Here is a 20038-nt window from a genome sequence, read left to right on the forward strand (position 1 = left end):
GCGCCTGTGTACTTATTCGTCTTGATGCGGATATGCGCTCATTGCAGCTTGCTTTGCGCAACGTGGCTCAGCAGGTCGCCCACCGAGACATGCATGACTTCCGTGACGGGGAACGGGTACAGACCCATCGCCAGCACGCAGATCGCCAGCAACGCCAGGAAAAGAAACTCGCGGCGATTGATGTCGAGCAGTTCAGCCACGTGCGAGTTGCCAATGGCGCCGAACACCACACGCTTGTACATCCACAGCGTGTAGGCCGCGCCCAGGATCAGCGTCGTCGCCGCGGCAAAGCCGGTCCAGAAGTTGAACTGCACAGCGCCCAGGATGACCATGAACTCGCCGACGAAACCGCTGGTGGCCGGCAGGCCCGAGTTGGCCATCGCGAACAGCATGAAGAATGCCGCGAACTTGGGCATGACGTTCACCACGCCGCCGTAGTCGGCGATGTTGCGGCTGTGCATGCGGTCGTACAGCACGCCGATACACAGGAACATGGCGCCCGACACGAAGCCATGGGAGATCATCTGCACCAGCGCGCCTTCGACGCCGATCTGGTTGAACATGAAGAAGCCCAGGGTCACGAAGCCCATGTGCGAGATCGACGAGTACGCCACCAGTTTCTTCATGTCAGTCTGCACGAGCGCCACAAAGCCGATGTAGATCACGGCGATGAGTGACAGGCCGATCATGAGCGGAGCAAATTCACGCGCAGCATCCGGCACGATGGGCAGCGAGAACCGCAGGAAACCGTAGGCACCGAGTTTCAGCGCGATGGCAGCCAGCACCACTGAACCGCCGGTGGGCGCTTCGACGTGGGCGTCCGGCAACCATGTGTGCACCGGCCACATCGGCACCTTGACCGCGAACGACGCGAGGAAGGCGAAGAAGATGCAGGTCTGCGCCAGTTGCGGGATGCGCATCTGGTGCCAGTCGAGGATGCTGAAACTGCCACCCGAGTTCTGGAACAGGTAGATGAACGCCAGCAGCATCAGCAGCGAGCCGAGCAGCGTGTAGAGGAAGAACTTGATCGCGGCATACACACGGTTCGGGCCGCCCCAGATACCGATGATCAGGTACAGCGGGATCAGCGAGGCTTCGAAGAACACGTAGAACAGCACGCCATCGAGGGCCGAGAAGATGCCGTTCATGAGACCCGACATGATCAGGAAGGCCGCCAGGTATTGCGACACCTTGGTCTGGATCACTTCCCATCCGGCGAGCACCACGATCACCGTGATGAAGCTGTTGAGCAACAGGAACGGCATCGAGATGCCATCCACGCCCAGCGTGTAGTTGACGTTGAAGTACGGGATCCATTGTCTGGCTTCGACAAACTGCATCTCGCTCGTGGCCGCATTGAAGTGCGCGTAGAGCGGCAGCGTGACGAGGAAGCCGGCAACGGCGGCAATCAGGGAGATCCAACGCGCAGCCGCGTCGCGATCCCGCCCCGTGGCAAGCGCCAGCAGGCCGCCGACAATCGGCACCCAGATTGCAAGACTGAGGTATGGCACTCCGTTCATCTGAATTTTTCCGTCTTTCTTTGGTTTATTCGTCGCACAGAGTGCCGCTTAGAGGCCAAGGCCCCAGGGCTTGAATGCCCACAGCATCACCACCACCCCGATGATGATCCAGAACGCGTATTGGTACACGAGACCGGTCTGGATGTAGCGCGACAGGCGCGAAATCGCGCCGACCAGGCCCGCCGTACCGTTGACCGCTACGCCATCGATCAGCGTCTGGTCGCCGGCGCGCCACAGGCTGCGGCCCAGCAGACGCGCACCGCCAGCGAAGACGATTTCGTTGAAGCGATCGAAGTAGTACTTGTTGTCGAGAATCGTGTAGATGAAGCCACAGCGGTTCTTGATGGCTGCCGGAATGTCCGGGCGCTTGATGTAGAAGAACCACGACACCACGACGCCGGCCAGCGCCAGCCAGAACGGCGCGGTCGTCAGACCATGCAGGCCCATCGCGGCGGCACCGTGGAATTCTTCGCCCAGCTCGTGCAGCACATTGTGTGCGTCGGCCACGAACACCACGCCCTTGAACCATTCGCCGAACAGCATCGGCTCGATCGTGAAGGCGCCGATCACCACTGACGGAATCGCCAGCAGCACCAGCGGCAGCCACACGACCCACGGCGACTCGTGCGGCTTCTGCCCCGGTGCCAGACCATGGTGATGCTCATCGCCGTGCGTTTCTTCTTCGTTCGACTCATGCGGGTCGTGCGCATCGTGAGCGTGGTCGTCATGCGCGTGAGCCTGACCGAAGCGCTCCTTGCCGTGGAAGACCAGGAAGTACATGCGGAACGAGTAGAAAGCTGTCACGAACACACCGGCGATGACGCAGAAGTACGCGTACCTGGCGCCCCACAGGTGCGACAGTTGCACCGCCTCGATGATCGAATCCTTCGAGTAGAAGCCCGACAGGAACGGCATGCCGATCAGCGCCAGCGAACCCACCAGCGAGGTGAACCACGTGATGGGCATGTACTTCCACAGGCCACCCATGTTGCGGATGTCCTGGTCGTGGTGCATGCCGATGATGACCGAACCGGCACCAAGGAACAGCAGCGCCTTGAAGAAGGCGTGCGTCATCAGGTGGAACACGGCGGCCGAGTAAGCGGAAGCGCCGAGCGCCACCGTCATGTAGCCGAGCTGCGAGAGCGTGGAGTACGCCACCACGCGCTTGATGTCGTTCTGGATGATGCCGAGGAAGCCCATGAACAGCGCGGTGGTCGCACCGATCACCATCACGAACGACAGCGCAGCTTCGGACAGCTCGAACAGCGGCGACATGCGCGTGACCATGAAGATGCCGGCCGTCACCATGGTGGCGGCGTGGATCAGCGCGGAGATCGGCGTCGGGCCTTCCATCGAATCGGGCAGCCATACGTGCAGCGGTACTTGCGCCGACTTGCCCATGGCGCCGATGAACAGACAGATGCAGATCGCCGTCATCATCGGCCAGCCGGTACCCGGCACCGTCAACGTGGCCAATTGCGAAGCCTTGGCAAAAACTTCAGCGTAGTTGAGCGTGCCGGCGAAGGCGGCGATCAGGCCGATGCCCAGCAGGAAGCCGAAGTCACCGACGCGGTTGACCAGGAAAGCCTTGAGGTTGGCGTAGATCGCTGTCGGGCGCGTGTACCAGAAACCGATCAGCAGGTACGACACCAGGCCCACCGCTTCCCAACCGAAGAACAGTTGCAGGAAGTTGTTGCTCATGACCAGCATGAGCATCGAGAACGTGAACAGCGAGATGTAGCTGAAGAAACGCTGGTAGCCGGGGTCTTCAGACATGTAGCCGATGGTGTAGATGTGCACCATCAGCGACACGAAGGTCACCACGAGCATCATCATCACCGTCAACTGGTCGATGAGGAAGCCGACCTCCAGCTTGAGACCGCCTGCCACTGCCCAGGTGTAGAGGCTGCCGTTGAAGGTATTGCCGGCCTGCACGTCGCGAAAGATCAGGAACGATGCGACAAAGGCGATGGCCACGCCGAGGATCGTTACCCAATGCGAGGCGGTGCGACCGATGGTCTTGCCGAAGAGGCCCGCGAGGATGGAGCCGGCGAGCGGCGCCAGGGGCACGGTGAGGTAGAGGCTTTGCATTGTCATTGTTCTGGTCTCAACCCTTCAGGCTGTCGAGGTCATCGACGTGGATCGTGCGCAGGTTGCGGAACAGCACAACCAGGATCGCCAGACCGATCGCCGACTCGGACGCTGCCACGGTCAGGATGAAGAACACGAACAGTTGGCCGGCCGTGTCGCCCATGTAGGTCGAGAAGGCCACGAAGTTCATGTTCACCGACAGCAGCATGAGTTCGATGGCCATCAGCAGCACGATGAGGTTCTTCCGGTTCAGGAAGATACCCACCACGCTGATGGCGAACAGCAGTGCCCCAAGGATCAGGACGTGTGAGAGCGGAAGCATGTATCGATTCTCCGAGCCTGTCCGTTATTCGTCTTTTTCGGTCTGCATCTTCACGATGCGCATGCGGTCGGCGGCCTTCACGGCGATCTGTTCGTCCGGCTTCATGTAGCGTGCGGTATTGGCGCGGCGGCGCAGCGTCAGCGCCACGGCGGCCACCATCGCCAACGTCAGGATCAGCGACGCCAGCTCGAACGGATACACGTAGTTGGTGAACAGCTCGCGAGCCAGTTCCTGCGTGTTCGAGAACGATGCGGCCGGCACACCCGGGGGCGGAGCGGCGTCGAGCTTGAAGTACGTGCCGTTGAGCACCACCACCATCTCGGCGACCATCAGCAGGCCGACCACGAGGCCCACCGGCAGGTACTGCCAGAAGCCTTCGCGCACGCGATCGAGATTGATGTCGAGCATCATCACCACGAACAGGAACAGCACCATCACCGCGCCGACATACACGAGCACGATGGCGATGGCGAGAAACTCCGCATGCATCAGCATCCAGATGCAGCCGGTCGTGAAGAACGCCAGCACCAGGTACAGCGCCGCGTGCACCGGATTGCGCGAGGTGATCACGCGGATGCCGGCGAAGAGCACGACGGCGGCAAAGGCGTAAAAGGCGAAAAGTGAAAATTCCATTTAGATAACCCGTCGGTCCGATTCAGCCATCAGCGGTACTTGGCCTCGACCTCGCGGTCGCGGGCGATTTCTTCTTCGTACTTCTGGCCCACGGCCAGCAGCATCTGCTTGGTGTAGTACAGGTCACCGCGCTTCTCGCCGTGGTACTCGAGCACGCGCGTCTCGACGATGGCGTCGACCGGGCAGGCTTCTTCGCAGAAACCGCAAAAGATGCACTTGGTCAGGTCGATGTCGTAGCGCGTCGTGCGGCGCGTGCCGTCATCACGTTGGTCGGACTCGATGGTGATCGCCATTGCCGGGCAGACCGCTTCGCACAGCTTGCACGCGATGCAGCGCTCTTCGCCGTTGGGATAACGGCGCAAGGCGTGCAGGCCACGGAAGCGCGGCGACATCGGCGTCTTCTCTTCCGGGAACTGAATGGTCAGCTTCTTCGCGAAGAGGTGACGACCGGTCAGCGCCAGGCCTTTCACCAGCTCCTTGAGCAGAATGCTGCCGAAAAATTCGTTTACTGCGCCCATTGACGGCCTCTTACTTCCAAATCGACAGCGGCGACATGATCCAGACGCCGATCACCAACAACCACACCAGGCACAACGGCAGGAATACCTTCCAGCCCAGGCGCATGATCTGGTCGTAACGGAAACGCGGGAACGTCGCGCGGATCCACAGGAAACAGAACAGCAGGAAGCTGGTCTTGGCCAACAGCCAGACGATGCCATCCGGCAGGAAGCCCACCGGGGACAGCCAGCCACCCAGGAAGAAAGTGGCGGTCAGCGCCGAGATCAGGATCATGTTGGCGTATTCGGCCAGGAAGAACAGCGCGAACGCCATGCCCGAATACTCGATCATGTGACCGGCGACGATTTCGGATTCGCCTTCGACCACGTCGAACGGTGCCCGGTTGGTTTCGGCCAGGCCGGAAATGAAATACACCAGGAACATGGGGAACAGCGGAATCCAGTTCCACGACAGGAAGCCCACGCCCATGCTGGCGAAGTAGCCCCGGCCCTGCCCGCCCACGATCTCCGACAGGTTCAGCGAACCGGAAATCATTAGCACGCACACCAGTGCGAAGCCCATGGCGAGTTCATACGACACCATCTGTGCAGCGGCGCGCATGGCGCCGATGAACGCGTACTTGGAGTTGGACGCCCAGCCGGCAACGATCACGCCATACACACCCATCGAAGCGATGGCCATCACGTACAGCAAGCCGGCGTTGACGTTGGCGAGCACAAGGGTGTCACTGAACGGCACCACCGCCCAGGCAGCCAATGCCGGCGCAAAGGCCAGCACCGGGGCCAGCAGGAACAGACCCTTGCTGGAGTTGCTGGGGATGATCACTTCCTTGAACAGCAGCTTCACGCCATCGGCGAGCGGCTGCAGCAGGCCCCACGGACCAAGGCGGTTGGGGCCGATACGTTCCTGGATGAAACCGATGATCTTGCGTTCGGCCAGCGTCATGTAGGCCACGGCACCGAACAGCGGCGCCACGATGCAGATGATCTTCACCAGGGTCCACACGGGCACCCACAGCGGGCCCAGGAACGTGGCGACGGGTTGCAGCAGCGAATCCATCAGGCACACTCCACGCTGAGTTCAGCAAACATTGCGCCAAGTACCGCAGTCGAGGCGTGTGCGGCGGCGATGCGCACGCACCCCCCCGCCACCGATTCGTCGGCCACCACGGGCAGTTGCACCTGCCCCATCTTTGAACGCACACGCGCTTCGACGCCGGCTTGCAGACCAAGCGATACCAGCGTTGCAGCGTTGGCACGCATCGCGGGCGCCTTGGCGTCTCGGGTCTTCTGCAGCGAGGGCGCCCGGCGAACCAGCGGGTCGGCGAAGTACACCGGCACGTCGGCCACGCGTTGCACGCCGACCGCAGCGATCGCCTTGATCTCGACGCCACTGGCCGTGTTGTCCAGTGCAGCGGCGATGTCTGCCGGCAGCGCTTCGCGGCGCACGTCTTCGGACGATTCGTAGTCAAAGCCTTCGAGGCCCAGCACGTTACCCAGCACGCGCAACACCTTCCAGGCCGGACGGGTTTCTCCGACAGGCTTGGCAACCGCATTGAACGATTGCGCACGGCCTTCGGCATTCACGAACGTGCCGGAGGTTTCGGTGAAGGGCGCGATCGGCAACATGGCGTCGGCGTATTCGGGCGCATCGCCCGCGAAGCTGCCCAGATGGATGACCGTCGCGGCCTGTGCCAGAGCCGCGCGCGCTTGTGCGCCATCGGCGGTGTCGAGGAACGGATCGTTGCCCACGACGATGTAGGCCTTGAGCGGCGATGCCAGCATGGCAGCAGCGTTCTTGCCGTTGGCCGGCACGGCTTTGGCAAGATAGCCGCCGACGGAGTTGGCCGCTTCGCCGATGACACCAAAAGAGGCGCCGGTCAGGCGGGCCAGTTCTTGCGCCAGTGCGTGGATGGCGGCGTAGTCCGGATGCTGCACGGCGTAGTTGCCGAGCAACACGGCGCGCTTCTCACCGTTGGTGAGCGCTGCGACGATGGCCTTGGCGGCATCGCTGTCGGCGGCGGCAGCCACTGCATTGCGCGCGTCGTCGCCGATGTCTGCACCATTGGCCGCAGCCTTGACCACTTCAGCGAGTACCCGCACGAATTCGCTCGGCGCCACGATGGCATCGGCGGCCAGCACCATGTTCAGGTCGTCGGCGGAAGCGTGGATGCGAGCGAGCTTGCCGCCTTTCTTGCCAGCCTGGCGCAGGCGTTGCGCGATCAGCGGGTGATCTTTGCGCAGGAAGCTGCCGATCACCAGCGCGCCGTCGAGATCCGACAGTGCGGCCACCGGCATGCCCAGCCATGGTGCGCCGGCGAGTTTGCCGTCGAGCGAGAAGTCGCTCTGGCGCAGGCGGAAGTCGACGTTGTCCGAGCCCAGTGCACGCACCAGCTTTTGCACGAGGAACATCTCTTCGACCGTGGCATGCGGCGACACCAGCGCACCGATAGCATCGGCGCCATGATCGGCGGCCACGCCGCGCAGGCTCTTGGCCACGTAGTCGAGCGCAGTCTGCCAATCGACGCTGTGCCATTCGCCGCCGTGCTTGAGCATCGGCGTGGTCAGACGGTCATCGGCGTAGAGGCCTTCGTACGAGAAGCGGTCCTTGTCGGACAGCCAGCATTCGTTGACGTCTTCGTTTTCGAGCGGTAGCACGCGCTTGACTTCGTCGTGCTTGACCTGCACGACGAGGTTGGAGCCCAGCGAATCGTGCGGGCTCACCGACTTGCGACGGACCAGTTCCCAGGTACGTGCGGCAAAGCGGAACGGTTTGGAGGTCAGCGCGCCGACCGGGCACAGGTCGATCATGTTGCCCGACAGTTCGGAATCCACGGTCTGGCCGACGAAGGCCATGATTTCGGAATGCTCACCGCGGTTGGCCATGCCCAGTTCCATCACGCCAGCCACTTCCTGGCCGAAGCGCACACATCGCGTGCAATGAATGCAGCGCGTCATGTCGGTGGAAATGAGCGGACCGAGGTTCTTGTTGAAGACGACGCGCTTTTCTTCCTTGTAGCGCGAAGCTGCACCACCGTAGCCGACAGCCAGATCCTGCAACTGGCATTCACCGCCCTGGTCGCAGATCGGGCAATCCAGCGGGTGATTGATCAGCAGGAACTCCATCACGGACTTCTGGGCCTTGACGGCCTTTTCGGAGTGCGTGGCGACCTTCATGCCGTTGGTGACGGGCGTCGCGCAAGCCGGCAGTGCCTTGGGCGCTTTTTCCACATCCACCAGACACATGCGGCAGTTGGCCGCGATGGACAATTTCTTGTGATAGCAAAAATGCGGCACATAGGCGCCCGCCTTGTTGGCGGCGTCCATGACGGTGCTGCCGTCGGGGACTTCAACCGTTTTGCCGTCGATCTCGATCTCTAGCATTCTCTGTCCACTTAATTCTGGCCGACGAAGATCTGGCTGCCGGCGCGTTGAACGTCGCGCGGCACGACACAGCACTTGTTGTCGATGTGATATTGGAATTCTTCGCGGAAGTGCTTGATGAAGCTGCGCACCGGCATGGCGGCGGCATCGCCGAGCGCGCAGATGGTGCGGCCCATGATGTTTTCCGCAACGTTGTCCAGCACGTCCATGTCTTCCGCCCGGCCTTCGCCGTGCTCAATGCGGTGGATCATGCGATACAGCCAGCCGGTGCCTTCACGGCACGGCGTGCATTGACCGCATGACTCTTCGAAGTAGAAGTACGACAGGCGTTCGAGCGCCTTCACCATGCAGGTCGTCTCGTCCATCACGATGACAGCACCCGAGCCCAGCATGGAGCCTGCCTTGGCGATGGCGTCATAGTCCATCGTGCAATCCATCATGATGCTGGCGGGCAGCACGGGCGCAGACGACCCGCCCGGAATCACCGCCTTGAGCTTGCGGCCACCACGCATGCCGCCAGCCATTTCGAGCAGCGTCGAGAACGGCGTACCCAGCGGGATTTCGTAGTTGCCGGGGCGATTGACGTGGCCCGACACCGAGAACAGCTTGGTGCCGCCGTTGTTGGGCTTGCCCAGGTTCAGGAACGCTTCGCCACCTTCGCGGATGATGTACGGGATCGACGCGAAGGTTTCGGTGTTGTTGATGGTCGTCGGCTTACCGTACAGACCAAAGCTCGCCGGGAACGGCGGCTTGAAGCGCGGCTGCCCCTTCTTGCCTTCGAGCGACTCGAGCAGCGCGGTCTCTTCGCCGCAGATATAGGCGCCGTAACCATGGTGCGCGAACAGTTCGAAACTGAACTCGCTGCCCAGGATGTTCTTGCCAAGGAAGCCTGCATTGCGAGCCTCGGCAAGCGCCTCTTCGAAGCGGTCGTAGACCTCGAAAATCTCGCCGTGGATGTAGTTGTAGCCGCGGTCACAACCCATGGCGAAGCCGGCGATGATCATGCCTTCGATCAGCGCATGCGGGTTGTAGCGGAGGATGTCGCGATCCTTGAAAGTGCCGGGTTCGCCTTCGTCCGAGTTGCAGCACACGTACTTGGCGCCGGGGAACGAACGCGGCATGAAGCTCCACTTCAGGCCAGTCGGGAAGCCCGCGCCCCCGCGACCGCGCAACGAGGACTTCTTCACCTCGGCGATGATGGTGTCGGGTGTGATGCCTTCGGCGAAGATCTTCTTAAGTGCGGCATAGCCGCCGCGCTTGACGTAGTCGTCCAGGCGCCAGGTGTTCTCGCCGGCAATGCCGTCGAGCACCACACCGAAACCCGTCAGGTTGGTCGCCTCTGTCATTGCGCATCACCCTTCAATGAATCGATCAACGCGTCGATCTTTTCTTCGGTCATCCAACTGCACATCTTGTGGTTGTTGTGCAGCATGACAGGTGCATCGCCGCACGCGCCCATGCATTCGCCTTCCTTCAACGTGAACATGCCATCGGCAGTGGTCTCGTTGAAATCGATACCGAGCTTTTTCTTGAGGTACTCGGCAGCGTCGACACCACCGGACAACGCGCACGGCAGATTGGTGCACACAGTGATCTTGTGACGGCCTACCGGCTTGAGGTCGTACATGTTGTAGAAGGTTGCCACCTCCATCGCGGCCATCGGCGGAATACTCAGATAGCGCGCCACGAATTCGATGGTCTCGGTCGCCAGCCAGCCCTTCTCCTGCTGGGCAATGCGCAATGCGGCCATGACGGCGGACTGTTTCTGGTCCGCCGGGTACTTGGCCACTTCCCGGTCGATACTTTGCAGGGAGTCAGGACTCAACATAGCAATCAACTTTATCTTTCTGTCTTGGTGCGGCCGCTGGCGACCGCCCACTGCTCTTGCGCGGGTGTCGATCAGCGGTCGACTTCGCCGAACACGATATCCATGGTGCCGATGATCGCCACCACGTCGGCAATCATGTGCCCGCGGGCCATCTCGTCCATTGCCGACAGGTGCGCGAAGCCCGGTGCGCGGAACTTCAAGCGGTACGGCTTGTTGGCGCCATCGGAAATCGCGTACACGCCGAATTCACCCTTCGGATGCTCGACGGCGGCGTAGGCCTCGCCCTCGGGCACGTGGATGCCTTCGGTAAAGAGCTTGAAGTGGTGGATCAGCTCTTCCATGTTCTCCTTCATCTTCGCGCGCGAAGGCGGAGCCACCTTGTGGTTGTCGCTGATCACCGGGCCCGGGTTGGCGCGCAGCCACTGCACGCACTGGCGGATGATGTTCGTCGACTGGCGCATTTCTTCCATGCGGCACAGGTAGCGGTCGTAGCAGTCGCCGTTGACGCCGACCGGTACGTCGAAGTCCACCTTGTCGTAGGCCGCGTAGGGTTGCTTCTTGCGCAGATCCCACGCAATGCCGGAGCCGCGCAGCATCGGGCCGGTAAAGCCCAGCGCCATGGCGCGTTCAGGCGTGACCACGCCGATGCCGACGGTACGCTGCTTCCAGATACGGTTGTCGGTCAGCAGCGTGTGATATTCGTCGATGACTTTCGGAAAGTAATCGCAGAAGTTGTCGAGGTAATCGAGCAGCGAGCCTTCGCGCGACTTGTTCAGCTCGCGCACCGTCGCTTCGTTCTTGAAGCGCGACGTCTTGTATTGCGGCATCTGGTCCGGCAGATCGCGATAGACGCCGCCCGGACGGTAATACGCCGCATGCATGCGAGCGCCCGAGACGGCCTCGTAGGCGTCCATCAGCGTTTCGCGCTCGCGGAAGGTGTACAGGATCATCGTCATCGCGCCGATGTCGAACGCGTGCGAGCCGATGCCCATCAGGTGGTTCAGAACCCGCGTGATTTCGTCGAACATCGTGCGGATGTACAGCGCGCGCTCCGGCACCTCGATGCCGAGCAGACGTTCGATCGCCATGCAGTACGCGTGCTCGTTGCACATCATCGACACGTAGTCGAGACGGTCCATGTACGGCACGGATTGAATCCACGTGCGCGTTTCGGCGAGCTTTTCGGTCGCGCGGTGCAGCAGGCCAATGTGCGGATCGGCGCGTTCGACGACTTCGCCGTCGAGTTCGAGCACCAGGCGCAGCACGCCGTGCGCGGCCGGATGCTGCGGACCGAAGTTGATGGTGTAGTTCTGGATCTCAGCCATGGCCGACGTCCCCGTAATTCTCTTCGCGCACGATGCGCGGTGTCACTTCGCGCGGCGCGATCGTCACCGGCTGGTAAATCACCCGAGCCTGGTCGGGGTCGTAACGCATTTCCATGAAGCCCGACACCGGAAAATCCTTGCGGAACGGATGACCGATGAAGCCATAGTCCGTCAGGATCCGGCGCAGGTCCGGGTGACCACTGAACATGATGCCCACGAGGTCGAACGCCTCGCGTTCGTACCAGTTGACGCTCGGCCATATGCCGATGACGGAAGCCAGCACGGGGAAAGCATCGTCCGGGGCGAACACACGCAGGCGCAGGCGCCAGTTGTGGGTAACCGACAACAGTTGCGATACGGCCGCGTAGCGCGCACTACGCGGCAGCCTGCCGGCATAGGTGGAATAGTCGACGCCGCACAGGTCGATCAATTGCTCGAAGCGCAGTTCGGGGTGGTCACGCAGAGTCTCGGCGACTTCGAGGTAGTCGGCAGCGGAGACTTCAAGCGTCAGCTCGCCGCGATCAGGCGTCAGCGAATGGACTCGCTCGCCCAGCACGGACTGCAGGGTGGCGACCAGGCGCTCGATCTTGGGACTCATGAAAGAACCTCTCAGCGAGCGATGGTGTAGGTTTTCTTGATCTTGTTCTGCAGTTGCACGATGCCGTAGAGCAGAGCTTCGGCAGTCGGAGGGCAACCCGGAACATAGACGTCCACCGGCACGATGCGATCGCACCCGCGAACCACGGAATAGGAATAGTGATAGTAGCCGCCGCCGTTAGCGCAGGAGCCCATCGAGATGACCCAGCGCGGCTCGGCCATCTGGTCGTAGACCTTGCGCAGCGCCGGCGCCATTTTGTTGCACAGCGTGCCGGCAACCACCATCAGGTCGGACTGACGGGGGCTGGGACGGAAAATGATGCCGAAACGGTCGATGTCATAGCGCGACATCCCTGCGTGCATCATTTCGACTGCACAACAGGCCAGACCAAAAGTCATCGGCCACAGCGAACCGGTGCGCGTCCAGTTAATGACCGAATCGAGGGTCGTGGTAACGAACCCTTCGCGCAATACGCCTTCAATACTCACTGGCTGAATCCTCAGCGATTAATTCAAACGAAACCGGAGCTTCGTTTTAAAACACGCGGAAATTCAACTGCACCAGCAATTACGAATGATCCGCGAGTCACAAAAGGGCGATCAAAAGGACCTGCCCTACGCCAGGATATTGGCTAATTCAGCAACTCACTCCCAATCGAGAGCGCCTTTTCTCCAGACGTAGATATAACCGACGATCAAAATACCCAGGAAAATGAGCATTTCGAAGAAACCAAACAAGCGAATCGCTGGCGTCGCGGCAATTTCCTTGAGAATCGAAGCCCAGGGCAACAGGAATGCGACTTCCAGATCAAACAGAATGAAAAGAATGGCGATGAGGTAATAGCGGACGTCGAATTTCATCCGCGCGTCTTCGAAGGCCTCGAAGCCGCACTCGTAGGGGGAGTTTTTCTCTGCATCGGGACGATTGGGAGCGATAACCCAACCCATGAGGATGGGCAGCATGCCAACCACGATCCCGACTATGATGAAGAGCAGAACCGGAAAGTAGTTCTCTAGCATACAACCCCACTCAATCGCTTTAATACTCGGAAAAACGCCCGCATTTCTGCGGGCGTTTCGTATTACATGGTGCCGACGATGAGACTCGAACTCATACGGCTTTCGCCACCACCCCCTCAAGATGGCGTGTCTACCAATTTCACCACGTCGGCACGCTCAAAACTGAGCGAATTATACTCTGCGCCACAATTGACGCAAAGCAAATATGGGCTATTTCGGAATTTCCTGATTCTTAGAATCTTGAGCAGGAGCAGCCGGCACAGAAACCGGAGCGGATTGCTCATGCACACCTTCCATCACCGAACGCGGAGCACGCGGGCCACCGGACGAGAGATAACTCAGGCTCAGGCTCGTAATAAAGAAAATCGTAGCGAGAATCGCCGTCGTGCGACTGAGGAAGTTCGCAGAACCGGACGAACCGAACAGACTACCGGCCGAACCACCACCGAAAGATGCACCCATGTCAGCGCCTTTGCCGTGCTGCAGGAGCACAAAGACGATAACGGCCACACCCACGAGAATGTGCACAACCAGAACGAGATTGAACCAGAAACTACCCATGTGAAAAGGGGAAGTCATTCAAGATTTAAGACGGACGATTGTAGCCGCTAACGATTACACAAGCAAGCACCGCTCAAAGGCATCCGGCTCGCACCTGTCGCGCACGTGCCACACGGACGGCACGAAACGAAACCGATCACTCGGTGGCGACTCGCACGGCAGTAGCGATGCTCTCGGCCAGGCGATTGACCTGCTCGCCATCGGCACCTTCCACCATTACGCGCAGCAGGGGCTCAGTCCCCGACGGACGCAGCAGCACGCGCCCCTCCTGCCCCAGCTCACGCTCGGCCGCCGTCACGGACTCGCGAATCGAAGCATCCCCCGCCCAATCGAAGCCGGCCGGCAGGCTTACGTTGATAAGGCGCTGCGGATAGAACACCAGGTCCGCACACGCCTTTGCGAGCGTCAGCTCGTTCTGGCGCAGGGCGGCAAGCACCTGCAGGGCCGAAATGATTCCATCCCCCGTGGTGTGGCGATCCAGGCAGATGATGTGACCCGAGTTCTCACCGCCGAGTTTGCAGTCCTTCTCCAGCATCATCTCAAGCACATACCGATCCCCCACTTTGGCGCGATAGAACGGCACGTTCATGCGAGCGATGGCATGCTCGAAGCCGAGATTGCTCATCAGCGTACCGACCACGCCCTGGAGACGCCCTTCCGCATGCTGGGCGCGCGCGATGACGTACAGCAGCTTGTCGCCGTCGTAGAGTTCGCCCTCGCTGTCGCACATCATGACGCGATCAGCGTCGCCATCGAGCGACACGCCGATGTCGGCACGATGCTTGAGGACGGCCTCACGCAAGTGGCCAGGCTGGGTAGCGCCGACGCCATCGTTGATGTTGCGTCCGTTCGGCTCGACGCCGACGGCAATGACCTCCGCACCCAGCTCGTGAAACACCTTCGGGGCGATGTGGTAGGCCGCTCCGTTGGCGCAATCGACCACGATGCGCAGGCCGCGCAGGTCAAGATCGTTGGGGAAGGTGCTTTTGCAGAATTCGATGTAACGCCCCGCGGCATCGTCGATGCGACGTGCCTTGCCCAAATGCGCCGATTCGGCGCACCCCATGGGCTCGTCGATGCGCGCTTCGATTTCGCGCTCCACGGCATCCGGCAACTTGGCGCCGCCAGCCGAGAAAAACTTGATGCCATTGTCGTAGAACGGGTTGTGTGAAGCCGAAAGCACCACGCCCGCCTGCAAGCGCAGCGCCCGGGTGAGATAGGCGACCGCAGGCGTCGGGATCGGGCCCGCCAGGATCACGTCCACGCCGGCCGCGGCAAAGCCGGCTTCGAGTGCGGCCTCGAGCATGTACCCGGAAATACGGGTGTCCTTGCCGATCAACACGGCCGGATGATCGCCGTCCCGGAGTTTTTCGCGTGCCACAAGCGTAGTGCCCGCCGCGTAGCCAAGGCGCATGACGAAATCGGGGGTGATCGGAGACAGGCCAACACGACCGCGAACGCCGTCGGTGCCGAAGTATTTGCGACTCATATTTGGTACATCCTCCACCGCTCGTGGCGGCTTGTTATCAGCCCGCTGGCCGTATCAGCCAAGAGCGAAATCGACATTCAATTGATGCGCAGGGCCCGCCACACCATCAGCGCATCGCGCGTGGCGGCCACGTCGTGAACGCGAATGATGGCAGCGCCGGCGTCCGCCGCCATGAGCGCTGCAGCGGTGCTGGCAAACTGACGCTCCTCCACCGCGCGACCGGTGATCTGGCCCAGCATGGTCTTGCGCGACACACCAACCAGCACTGGGTATTCGAGAGCACACAGCTTGGGCAGCCCACGGAACAACTCGGCATTATGCTCGAGCGTCTTACCGAAGCCGAAACCGGGGTCGAGCACAATGGTCTCACGCGGCGCGCCGGCCGACAGGAGCAATTCGGCACGCCGCAGCAGGAATTCCCGCACCTCGGCCACCACATCCTCGTAGTGCGGCGCGACTTGCATGTTGCGCGGCTCGCCCTGCATGTGCATGAGGCACACGCCTGCTCCGCTCGCTGCAACCGCCTCTACCGCCCCGTCGCCGCGCAACGCGTTGATATCGTTGACCATTGCGGCGCCCGCCGCGATCGAAGCGCGCATGACCGCCGGCTTGAAGGTATCGACCGACACCGGTGCGCCGAGCGACGTCAGCGCTTCGACAACCGGAATCACCCGATCCAGTTCCTCTTGTTCCGATACCGGTGCGGCGCCCGGCCGAGTGGACTCGCCCCCAATGTCGAGAAAAGTCGCGCCGTCGCGCAACGCCTGCTCGGCGCGACGCAATGCTGCATCGACCGAGCCATCGAGCCCGTCACCGGAAAACGAGTCGGGCGTCACGTTGATGATCGCCATGATGTGCGGGCGTTCGAGGGGAATCTCGTAGCGCCCGCAACGAAGAATCTGGGTCATGTGGATTTGCAGAACGAAAAAGGCCGACGCATGAAGCGTCGGCCTGTGTTGCGAGAAACTCCGCCGATCAGGCGGCCGGCGCCGGCGCGTTAGGCGCGGCGCCCGGAGAGTTGTTGTCGGGCCGGGACACCGACGGCATGGCCGACGGCTTCGGCGGACGCGGCGGGCGCCCTTCCATGATGTCTTCGATCTGGTCGGCGTCGATGGTTTCCCATTCCAGCAGCGCAGCCGTCATGGCTTCCATCTTGTCGCGGTTTTCTTCGATCAGGCGACGAGCCAGCGCGTATTGCGTATCGATGATGCGGCGGATTTCTGCATCGACCTTCTGCATGGTGGCTTCGGACACATTGCGGTGTTGCGTCACCGAACGACCGAGGAACACTTCGCCCTCTTCTTCGCCATAGACCATCGTGCCGAGCGCATCGGACATCCCCCACTGGGTCACCATGCGGCGGGCCAGGTCGGTCGCACGCTGGAAGTCGTTCGAGGCGCCAGTGGTCATCTGGTTCATGAACACTTCTTCAGCGATGCGGCCGCCGAACAGCACTGCGATTGTCTGCAGCAAGCGCTCGCGGTCCTGGCTGTAGCGATCTTCGGTCGGCAGTTGCATGGTTACGCCCAGTGCGCGACCACGCGGAATGATCGTGACCTTGTGAACGGGATCGGTCTTGTCGAGCAGGCGCGCCACGACGGCGTGACCCGACTCGTGGTACGCGGTGTTGCGGCGCTCTTCTTCAGGCATGACCACGGAGCGACGTTCTGCGCCCATCATGATCTTGTCCTTGGCCTTTTCGAAATCGTCCATGTCCACCAGGCGCTTGTTGGAGCGCGCGGCAAACAGGGCGGCTTCGTTGACCAGGTTGGCCAGGTCGGCACCAGAGAAGCCCGGCGTGCCGCGTGCCAGCACCGTTGCATCGACGTCGGGCGCGATCGGCACCTTGCGCATGTGAACGCGCAGGATCTGTTCGCGGCCACGGATGTCCGGCAGCGGCACCACAACCTGGCGGTCGAAACGGCCAGGACGCAGCAACGCCGGGTCAAGCACGTCCGGACGGTTGGTTGCGGCGATCACGATGACACCCGAAGTGCCTTCGAAGCCGTCCATCTCTACCAGCAATTGGTTGAGGGTCTGTTCGCGCTCGTCGTTGCCACCACCCAGGCCGGCGCCACGCTGGCGACCGACAGCATCGATTTCATCGATGAAGATGATGCAGGGCGCCTGCTTCTTGGCATTTTCGAACATGTCGCGCACGCGCGCCGCGCCCACGCCGACGAACATCTCGACGAAGTCGGAGCCCGAGATGCTGAAGAACGGCACCTTGGCTTCGCCCGCGATGGCCTTCGCCAGCAACGTCTTGCCGGTACCGGGCGAGCCCACCATCAGCACACCGCGCGGAATACGGCCGCCCAGCTTCTGGAATTTGGAGGGGTCGCGAAGGAATTCGACCAGTTCGGAGACTTCTTCCTTCGCCTCGTCGCAACCTGCGACATCGGCGAAGGTGATGGAGTTGGCCGACTCATCCAGCATGCGGGCCTTGCTCTTGCCGAACGAGAATGCACCGCCACGGCCGCCACCCTGCATCTGGCGCATGAAGAAAATCCACACGCCGATGAGCAGAATCATCGGGAACCACGAGACGAAGATGCTCATGAGGAAGGATTGCTCCTCCTCGGGCTTGGCCGCCGTCACCTGCACGCCGTCGCGCATGAGATCGGACACCATCCACGGGTCAGCAATGCCCGGGGTGTAGACCACCACGGCACGGCCATCCTGCGTCACCGCACGGACAGTGCGCGGCGGTTCGATGGTCGCCTTGGCGATGCGCCCTTGCTTGGCGGCGTCCATGAACTCGGAGTACGTCATGGTATTGGCCGCCACCTGGCGGTTATTGAACTGCTGGAATACCGTCATCAAGACGACGCCGATAACCACCCAGATCGCAAGATTCTTGAATAGATTGTTCAAGGCAACTCCTGAGCGCCAAATATGCGGGCGCGACGCGATGTGTGATCGATTTTATGCTCGATCGTTCCCGAGCGGCAATTAAGGACAACTATCACTGTGCGGTAGCCACGCAATGGCTACCCCATGGCTAACCTGGCTGACCACCTTTGTGGTCCAGCCCCAGCAGGTAGACCTCTGAGCTGCGATCACGCGACGCAGCGGGCTTGCGCGAGTGGACGACGCGAAAGGCCGCCTGCATGGCCTTGCGATACTCCATGAACCCTTCGCCCTGGAAAAGTTTGATCAGCATGGCGCCGCCCGGACGAAGATAGTGGGCGGCAAAATCCAGCGCCAATTCGCCCAGGTACATCATCCGCCCCTGATCGCTCGTCGCGATACCCGAAATATTGGGGGCCATATCGGACAATACAAGGTCCACCTTGCGACCTTCAAGCAAGGACACAAATTGCTCCAGAACAGTGTCTTCCTGGAAATCGCCCTGCAGGAAGTCCACGCCGGGCACAGGCTCCATCGGCAGCAGATCGAGTGCCACCAGCTTACCGCCAGGCTGGATCCGGCGCACCGCCACCTGCGACCACGACCCCGGCGCGGCACCCAGTTCAGCCACCACCATACCCGGGCGCAAGATGTGGTCCTTGTCGTCGATTTCGAGCAGCTTGTAGGCAGCGCGTGCGCGCAGGCCTTCTGCCTTCGCGCGTTGCACGAAGGGGTCGTTCACATGCTCCATCATCCAGCCTTTGCTGGTTTTCGTCCGTTTCATGCGTTTATCGCGCCGCGCAAGTCGTCGCGGCGTCCGATTTGGAATAAAATATTGATTTGCTTGCCAAATAATACGAAATGCTAGAACTGTCCCCCGCGCAGCGCCGCGATCTTCGCGCCGCGGCCCATCACCTGCAACCGGTCGTCAGCGTCGCCTCGAACGGTTTGACCGAATCCGTACTCGCCGAAATTGAACGCTCGCTCAAAGCGCACGAGCTGATCAAGATCCGCGTGTACGGCGACGATCGCGCCCTGCGCGAGGAAGTCCTCAGAACTGTGTGCGAAACCCTGGGTTGCGCCGCCGTTCAGCATATCGGCAAGTTGCTGATCGTGTTCCGGCCCAAGCCCGAAGAGAAAAAGCCCGCGCCGAAGAAGGCCCCCGCCCGCCCCACCGGCGGCAAGGCTGCCCCCAAGAGCGCGCCGCGTCGCCCGGCGACAGGGACAGCCCCCAAGCGCCCGGACTACACACCGCGCAAACCCGGTGCACCTGCCACCCGTGGTACGCGCGGCGCCGCACGCGTTACGACTTCCGCACGCCCTGCTCCGCGTAAAACCGCGCCGAAGCGCTAGGTCTGCCTCTGGAACGAAAACGGGCTGCTTCGGCAGCCCGTTTCATTTGTGAGCCTGAGACTTCAGCGCCGGAAGGTCTGGGTCACCAGCGCCACACCCAGCACACTGACCGCCAGGTACAACACGCTGGAAATTCCGTGCCACATCATGAACCGGTCCCTCAGCACGCCCGCCATGATGTCGCGCGATACGCCCTGCGACTTGAGCCCTTCCATGATGGGCGTGACGCCGAACTGACCCACCAGCGTCAGCACCAGCATGACCAGCACGATCCAGAACACCGCGCTGCGCAGCACGCCGACACCTTCACGCATCATCAGGTACAGCAGCGCATAAACAGCGCTGCCGATGCCCAGCCACGCGACGATCGTGAATAGCTTGCCGGCAATCGCGCCGGCCAGCATGCGATCGGCCAGTTGCTGGAAGAGCACCGGAGCGGCCATGAAACCGATGGCCCACAAAGCGCCAACCCACATGGCGATGACAATGGCAAACAGGTAATCGGCCAGACGCGTCATGGTGTTCGCGGCCAGCAGACTGCCTGGCC

Annotated in this window: 20 protein-coding genes and 1 tRNA gene; 1 reads left to right on the forward strand and 20 read right to left on the reverse strand. The window is 61.5% G+C overall.

What is annotated here, in order from left to right; translation table 11 throughout:
* Positions 1–38: 38 nt before the first annotated feature.
* The 19 genes from ACDA63_RS07505 to ACDA63_RS07595 form a co-directional block, all read right to left on the reverse strand.
* Positions 39–1520: an NADH-quinone oxidoreductase subunit M gene (locus tag ACDA63_RS07505; RefSeq protein WP_373662599.1), complete on the reverse strand. Its 1482-nt coding sequence runs from the start codon at positions 1518–1520 to the stop codon at positions 39–41.
* Positions 1521–1568: 48 nt separating this feature from the next.
* Positions 1569–3617, reverse strand: a complete 2049-nt coding sequence (gene nuoL / locus ACDA63_RS07510; RefSeq protein ID WP_373662600.1) for an NADH-quinone oxidoreductase subunit L — start codon at positions 3615–3617, stop codon at positions 1569–1571.
* Positions 3618–3627: 10 nt separating this feature from the next.
* Positions 3628–3933, reverse strand: a complete 306-nt coding sequence (nuoK, locus tag ACDA63_RS07515) for an NADH-quinone oxidoreductase subunit NuoK (protein ID WP_373662601.1) — start codon at positions 3931–3933, stop codon at positions 3628–3630.
* A 24-nt stretch (positions 3934–3957) separates the two neighbouring features.
* Positions 3958–4566: an NADH-quinone oxidoreductase subunit J gene (locus ACDA63_RS07520; protein WP_373662602.1), complete on the reverse strand. Its 609-nt coding sequence runs from the start codon at positions 4564–4566 to the stop codon at positions 3958–3960.
* A 29-nt stretch (positions 4567–4595) separates the two neighbouring features.
* The gene (gene nuoI / locus ACDA63_RS07525) at positions 4596–5084 is read right to left on the reverse strand and encodes an NADH-quinone oxidoreductase subunit NuoI (protein WP_373662603.1); all 489 of its coding nucleotides are present in this window, start codon (positions 5082–5084) and stop codon (positions 4596–4598) included.
* A gap of 10 nt (positions 5085–5094) precedes the next feature.
* Positions 5095–6144 (reverse strand): NADH-quinone oxidoreductase subunit NuoH, encoded by a 1050-nt coding sequence (gene nuoH, locus ACDA63_RS07530; RefSeq protein ID WP_373662604.1) that lies wholly within the window; start codon positions 6142–6144, stop codon positions 5095–5097.
* Positions 6144–8468 (reverse strand): NADH-quinone oxidoreductase subunit NuoG, encoded by a 2325-nt coding sequence (gene nuoG / locus ACDA63_RS07535; RefSeq protein ID WP_373662605.1) that lies wholly within the window; start codon positions 8466–8468, stop codon positions 6144–6146. Before nuoG ends, nuoH begins: the two co-directional genes overlap by 1 nt.
* Positions 8469–8479: 11 nt before the next feature.
* Positions 8480–9814: an NADH-quinone oxidoreductase subunit NuoF gene (gene nuoF, locus ACDA63_RS07540; RefSeq protein ID WP_373662606.1), complete on the reverse strand. Its 1335-nt coding sequence runs from the start codon at positions 9812–9814 to the stop codon at positions 8480–8482.
* A complete protein-coding gene (gene nuoE, locus ACDA63_RS07545) occupies positions 9811–10296 on the reverse strand; it encodes an NADH-quinone oxidoreductase subunit NuoE (protein ID WP_373662607.1) in 486 nt (161 codons plus the stop codon). Before nuoE ends, nuoF begins: the two co-directional genes overlap by 4 nt.
* Before the next feature lie 71 nt (positions 10297–10367).
* A complete protein-coding gene (locus tag ACDA63_RS07550) occupies positions 10368–11621 on the reverse strand; it encodes an NADH-quinone oxidoreductase subunit D (RefSeq protein WP_373662608.1) in 1254 nt (417 codons plus the stop codon).
* Complete coding sequence (locus tag ACDA63_RS07555; RefSeq protein WP_373662609.1) at positions 11614–12219, reverse strand: NADH-quinone oxidoreductase subunit C; 606 nt, start codon at positions 12217–12219, stop codon at positions 11614–11616. The genes ACDA63_RS07550 and ACDA63_RS07555 overlap by 8 nt, the downstream gene beginning before the upstream one ends.
* A gap of 11 nt (positions 12220–12230) precedes the next feature.
* A complete protein-coding gene (locus ACDA63_RS07560; protein WP_373662610.1) occupies positions 12231–12707 on the reverse strand; it encodes an NADH-quinone oxidoreductase subunit B family protein in 477 nt (158 codons plus the stop codon).
* Between the two features lie 156 nt (positions 12708–12863).
* Positions 12864–13238, reverse strand: coding sequence for an NADH-quinone oxidoreductase subunit A (locus ACDA63_RS07565; RefSeq protein WP_373662611.1), 375 nt, complete (start codon positions 13236–13238; stop codon positions 12864–12866).
* Positions 13239–13305: 67 nt separating this feature from the next.
* Positions 13306–13390: transfer RNA gene (locus ACDA63_RS07570), tRNA-Leu, on the reverse strand.
* Between the two features lie 58 nt (positions 13391–13448).
* Positions 13449–13799 (reverse strand): preprotein translocase subunit SecG, encoded by a 351-nt coding sequence (secG, locus tag ACDA63_RS07575; RefSeq protein WP_373662651.1) that lies wholly within the window; start codon positions 13797–13799, stop codon positions 13449–13451.
* 136 nt (positions 13800–13935) lie between these two features.
* Positions 13936–15288, reverse strand: coding sequence for a phosphoglucosamine mutase (glmM, locus tag ACDA63_RS07580; protein WP_373662612.1), 1353 nt, complete (start codon positions 15286–15288; stop codon positions 13936–13938).
* A 77-nt stretch (positions 15289–15365) separates the two neighbouring features.
* On the reverse strand, positions 15366–16196 hold the full coding sequence (gene folP, locus ACDA63_RS07585) for a dihydropteroate synthase (RefSeq protein WP_373662613.1): 831 nt from the start codon (positions 16194–16196) through the stop codon (positions 15366–15368).
* 67 nt (positions 16197–16263) lie between these two features.
* Positions 16264–18162, reverse strand: a complete 1899-nt coding sequence (gene ftsH / locus ACDA63_RS07590) for an ATP-dependent zinc metalloprotease FtsH (RefSeq protein ID WP_373662614.1) — start codon at positions 18160–18162, stop codon at positions 16264–16266.
* Between the two features lie 127 nt (positions 18163–18289).
* Positions 18290–18922, reverse strand: a complete 633-nt coding sequence (locus ACDA63_RS07595) for an RlmE family RNA methyltransferase (protein WP_373662615.1) — start codon at positions 18920–18922, stop codon at positions 18290–18292.
* A 77-nt stretch (positions 18923–18999) separates the two neighbouring features.
* Here ACDA63_RS07595 and yhbY point away from each other — a divergent pair, with 77 nt between their 5' ends.
* The gene (gene yhbY, locus ACDA63_RS07600; RefSeq protein ID WP_373662616.1) at positions 19000–19491 is read left to right on the forward strand and encodes a ribosome assembly RNA-binding protein YhbY; all 492 of its coding nucleotides are present in this window, start codon (positions 19000–19002) and stop codon (positions 19489–19491) included.
* A gap of 62 nt (positions 19492–19553) precedes the next feature.
* On the opposite strand, the gene ACDA63_RS07605 is transcribed toward yhbY, so the two are convergent.
* Entirely contained in the window at positions 19554–20009 is a 456-nt protein-coding gene (locus ACDA63_RS07605; protein WP_373662617.1) for a DUF4149 domain-containing protein, read from the reverse strand.
* Positions 20010–20038 lie beyond the last annotated feature (29 nt).

This window comes from Uliginosibacterium sp. sgz301328, from assembly GCF_041807905.1.
Classification (GTDB): Bacteria; Pseudomonadota; Gammaproteobacteria; order Burkholderiales; family Rhodocyclaceae; genus JBGVSA01.

Coding starts and splice junctions, on each gene's coding strand:
- ACDA63_RS07595 (WP_373662615.1), bottom strand. CDS start 18,922: ATGAAACGGACGAAAACCAGCAAAGGCTGGATGATGGAGCATGTGAAC.
- nuoK (WP_373662601.1), bottom strand. CDS start 3,933: ATGCTTCCGCTCTCACACGTCCTGATCCTTGGGGCACTGCTGTTCGCC.
- nuoL (WP_373662600.1), bottom strand. CDS start 3,617: ATGACAATGCAAAGCCTCTACCTCACCGTGCCCCTGGCGCCGCTCGCC.
- ACDA63_RS07605 (WP_373662617.1), bottom strand. CDS start 20,009: ATGACGCGTCTGGCCGATTACCTGTTTGCCATTGTCATCGCCATGTGG.
- ACDA63_RS07505 (WP_373662599.1), bottom strand. CDS start 1,520: ATGAACGGAGTGCCATACCTCAGTCTTGCAATCTGGGTGCCGATTGTC.
- yhbY (WP_373662616.1), top strand. CDS start 19,000: ATGCTAGAACTGTCCCCCGCGCAGCGCCGCGATCTTCGCGCCGCGGCC.
- nuoF (WP_373662606.1), bottom strand. CDS start 9,814: ATGACAGAGGCGACCAACCTGACGGGTTTCGGTGTGGTGCTCGACGGC.
- glmM (WP_373662612.1), bottom strand. CDS start 15,288: ATGAGTCGCAAATACTTCGGCACCGACGGCGTTCGCGGTCGTGTTGGC.
- nuoI (WP_373662603.1), bottom strand. CDS start 5,084: ATGGGCGCAGTAAACGAATTTTTCGGCAGCATTCTGCTCAAGGAGCTG.
- nuoH (WP_373662604.1), bottom strand. CDS start 6,144: ATGGATTCGCTGCTGCAACCCGTCGCCACGTTCCTGGGCCCGCTGTGG.
- secG (WP_373662651.1), bottom strand. CDS start 13,799: ATGGGTAGTTTCTGGTTCAATCTCGTTCTGGTTGTGCACATTCTCGTG.
- ACDA63_RS07520 (WP_373662602.1), bottom strand. CDS start 4,566: ATGGAATTTTCACTTTTCGCCTTTTACGCCTTTGCCGCCGTCGTGCTC.
- ACDA63_RS07550 (WP_373662608.1), bottom strand. CDS start 11,621: ATGGCTGAGATCCAGAACTACACCATCAACTTCGGTCCGCAGCATCCG.
- nuoG (WP_373662605.1), bottom strand. CDS start 8,468: ATGCTAGAGATCGAGATCGACGGCAAAACGGTTGAAGTCCCCGACGGC.
- ACDA63_RS07555 (WP_373662609.1), bottom strand. CDS start 12,219: ATGAGTCCCAAGATCGAGCGCCTGGTCGCCACCCTGCAGTCCGTGCTG.
- folP (WP_373662613.1), bottom strand. CDS start 16,196: ATGACCCAGATTCTTCGTTGCGGGCGCTACGAGATTCCCCTCGAACGC.
- ACDA63_RS07565 (WP_373662611.1), bottom strand. CDS start 13,238: ATGCTAGAGAACTACTTTCCGGTTCTGCTCTTCATCATAGTCGGGATC.
- nuoE (WP_373662607.1), bottom strand. CDS start 10,296: ATGTTGAGTCCTGACTCCCTGCAAAGTATCGACCGGGAAGTGGCCAAG.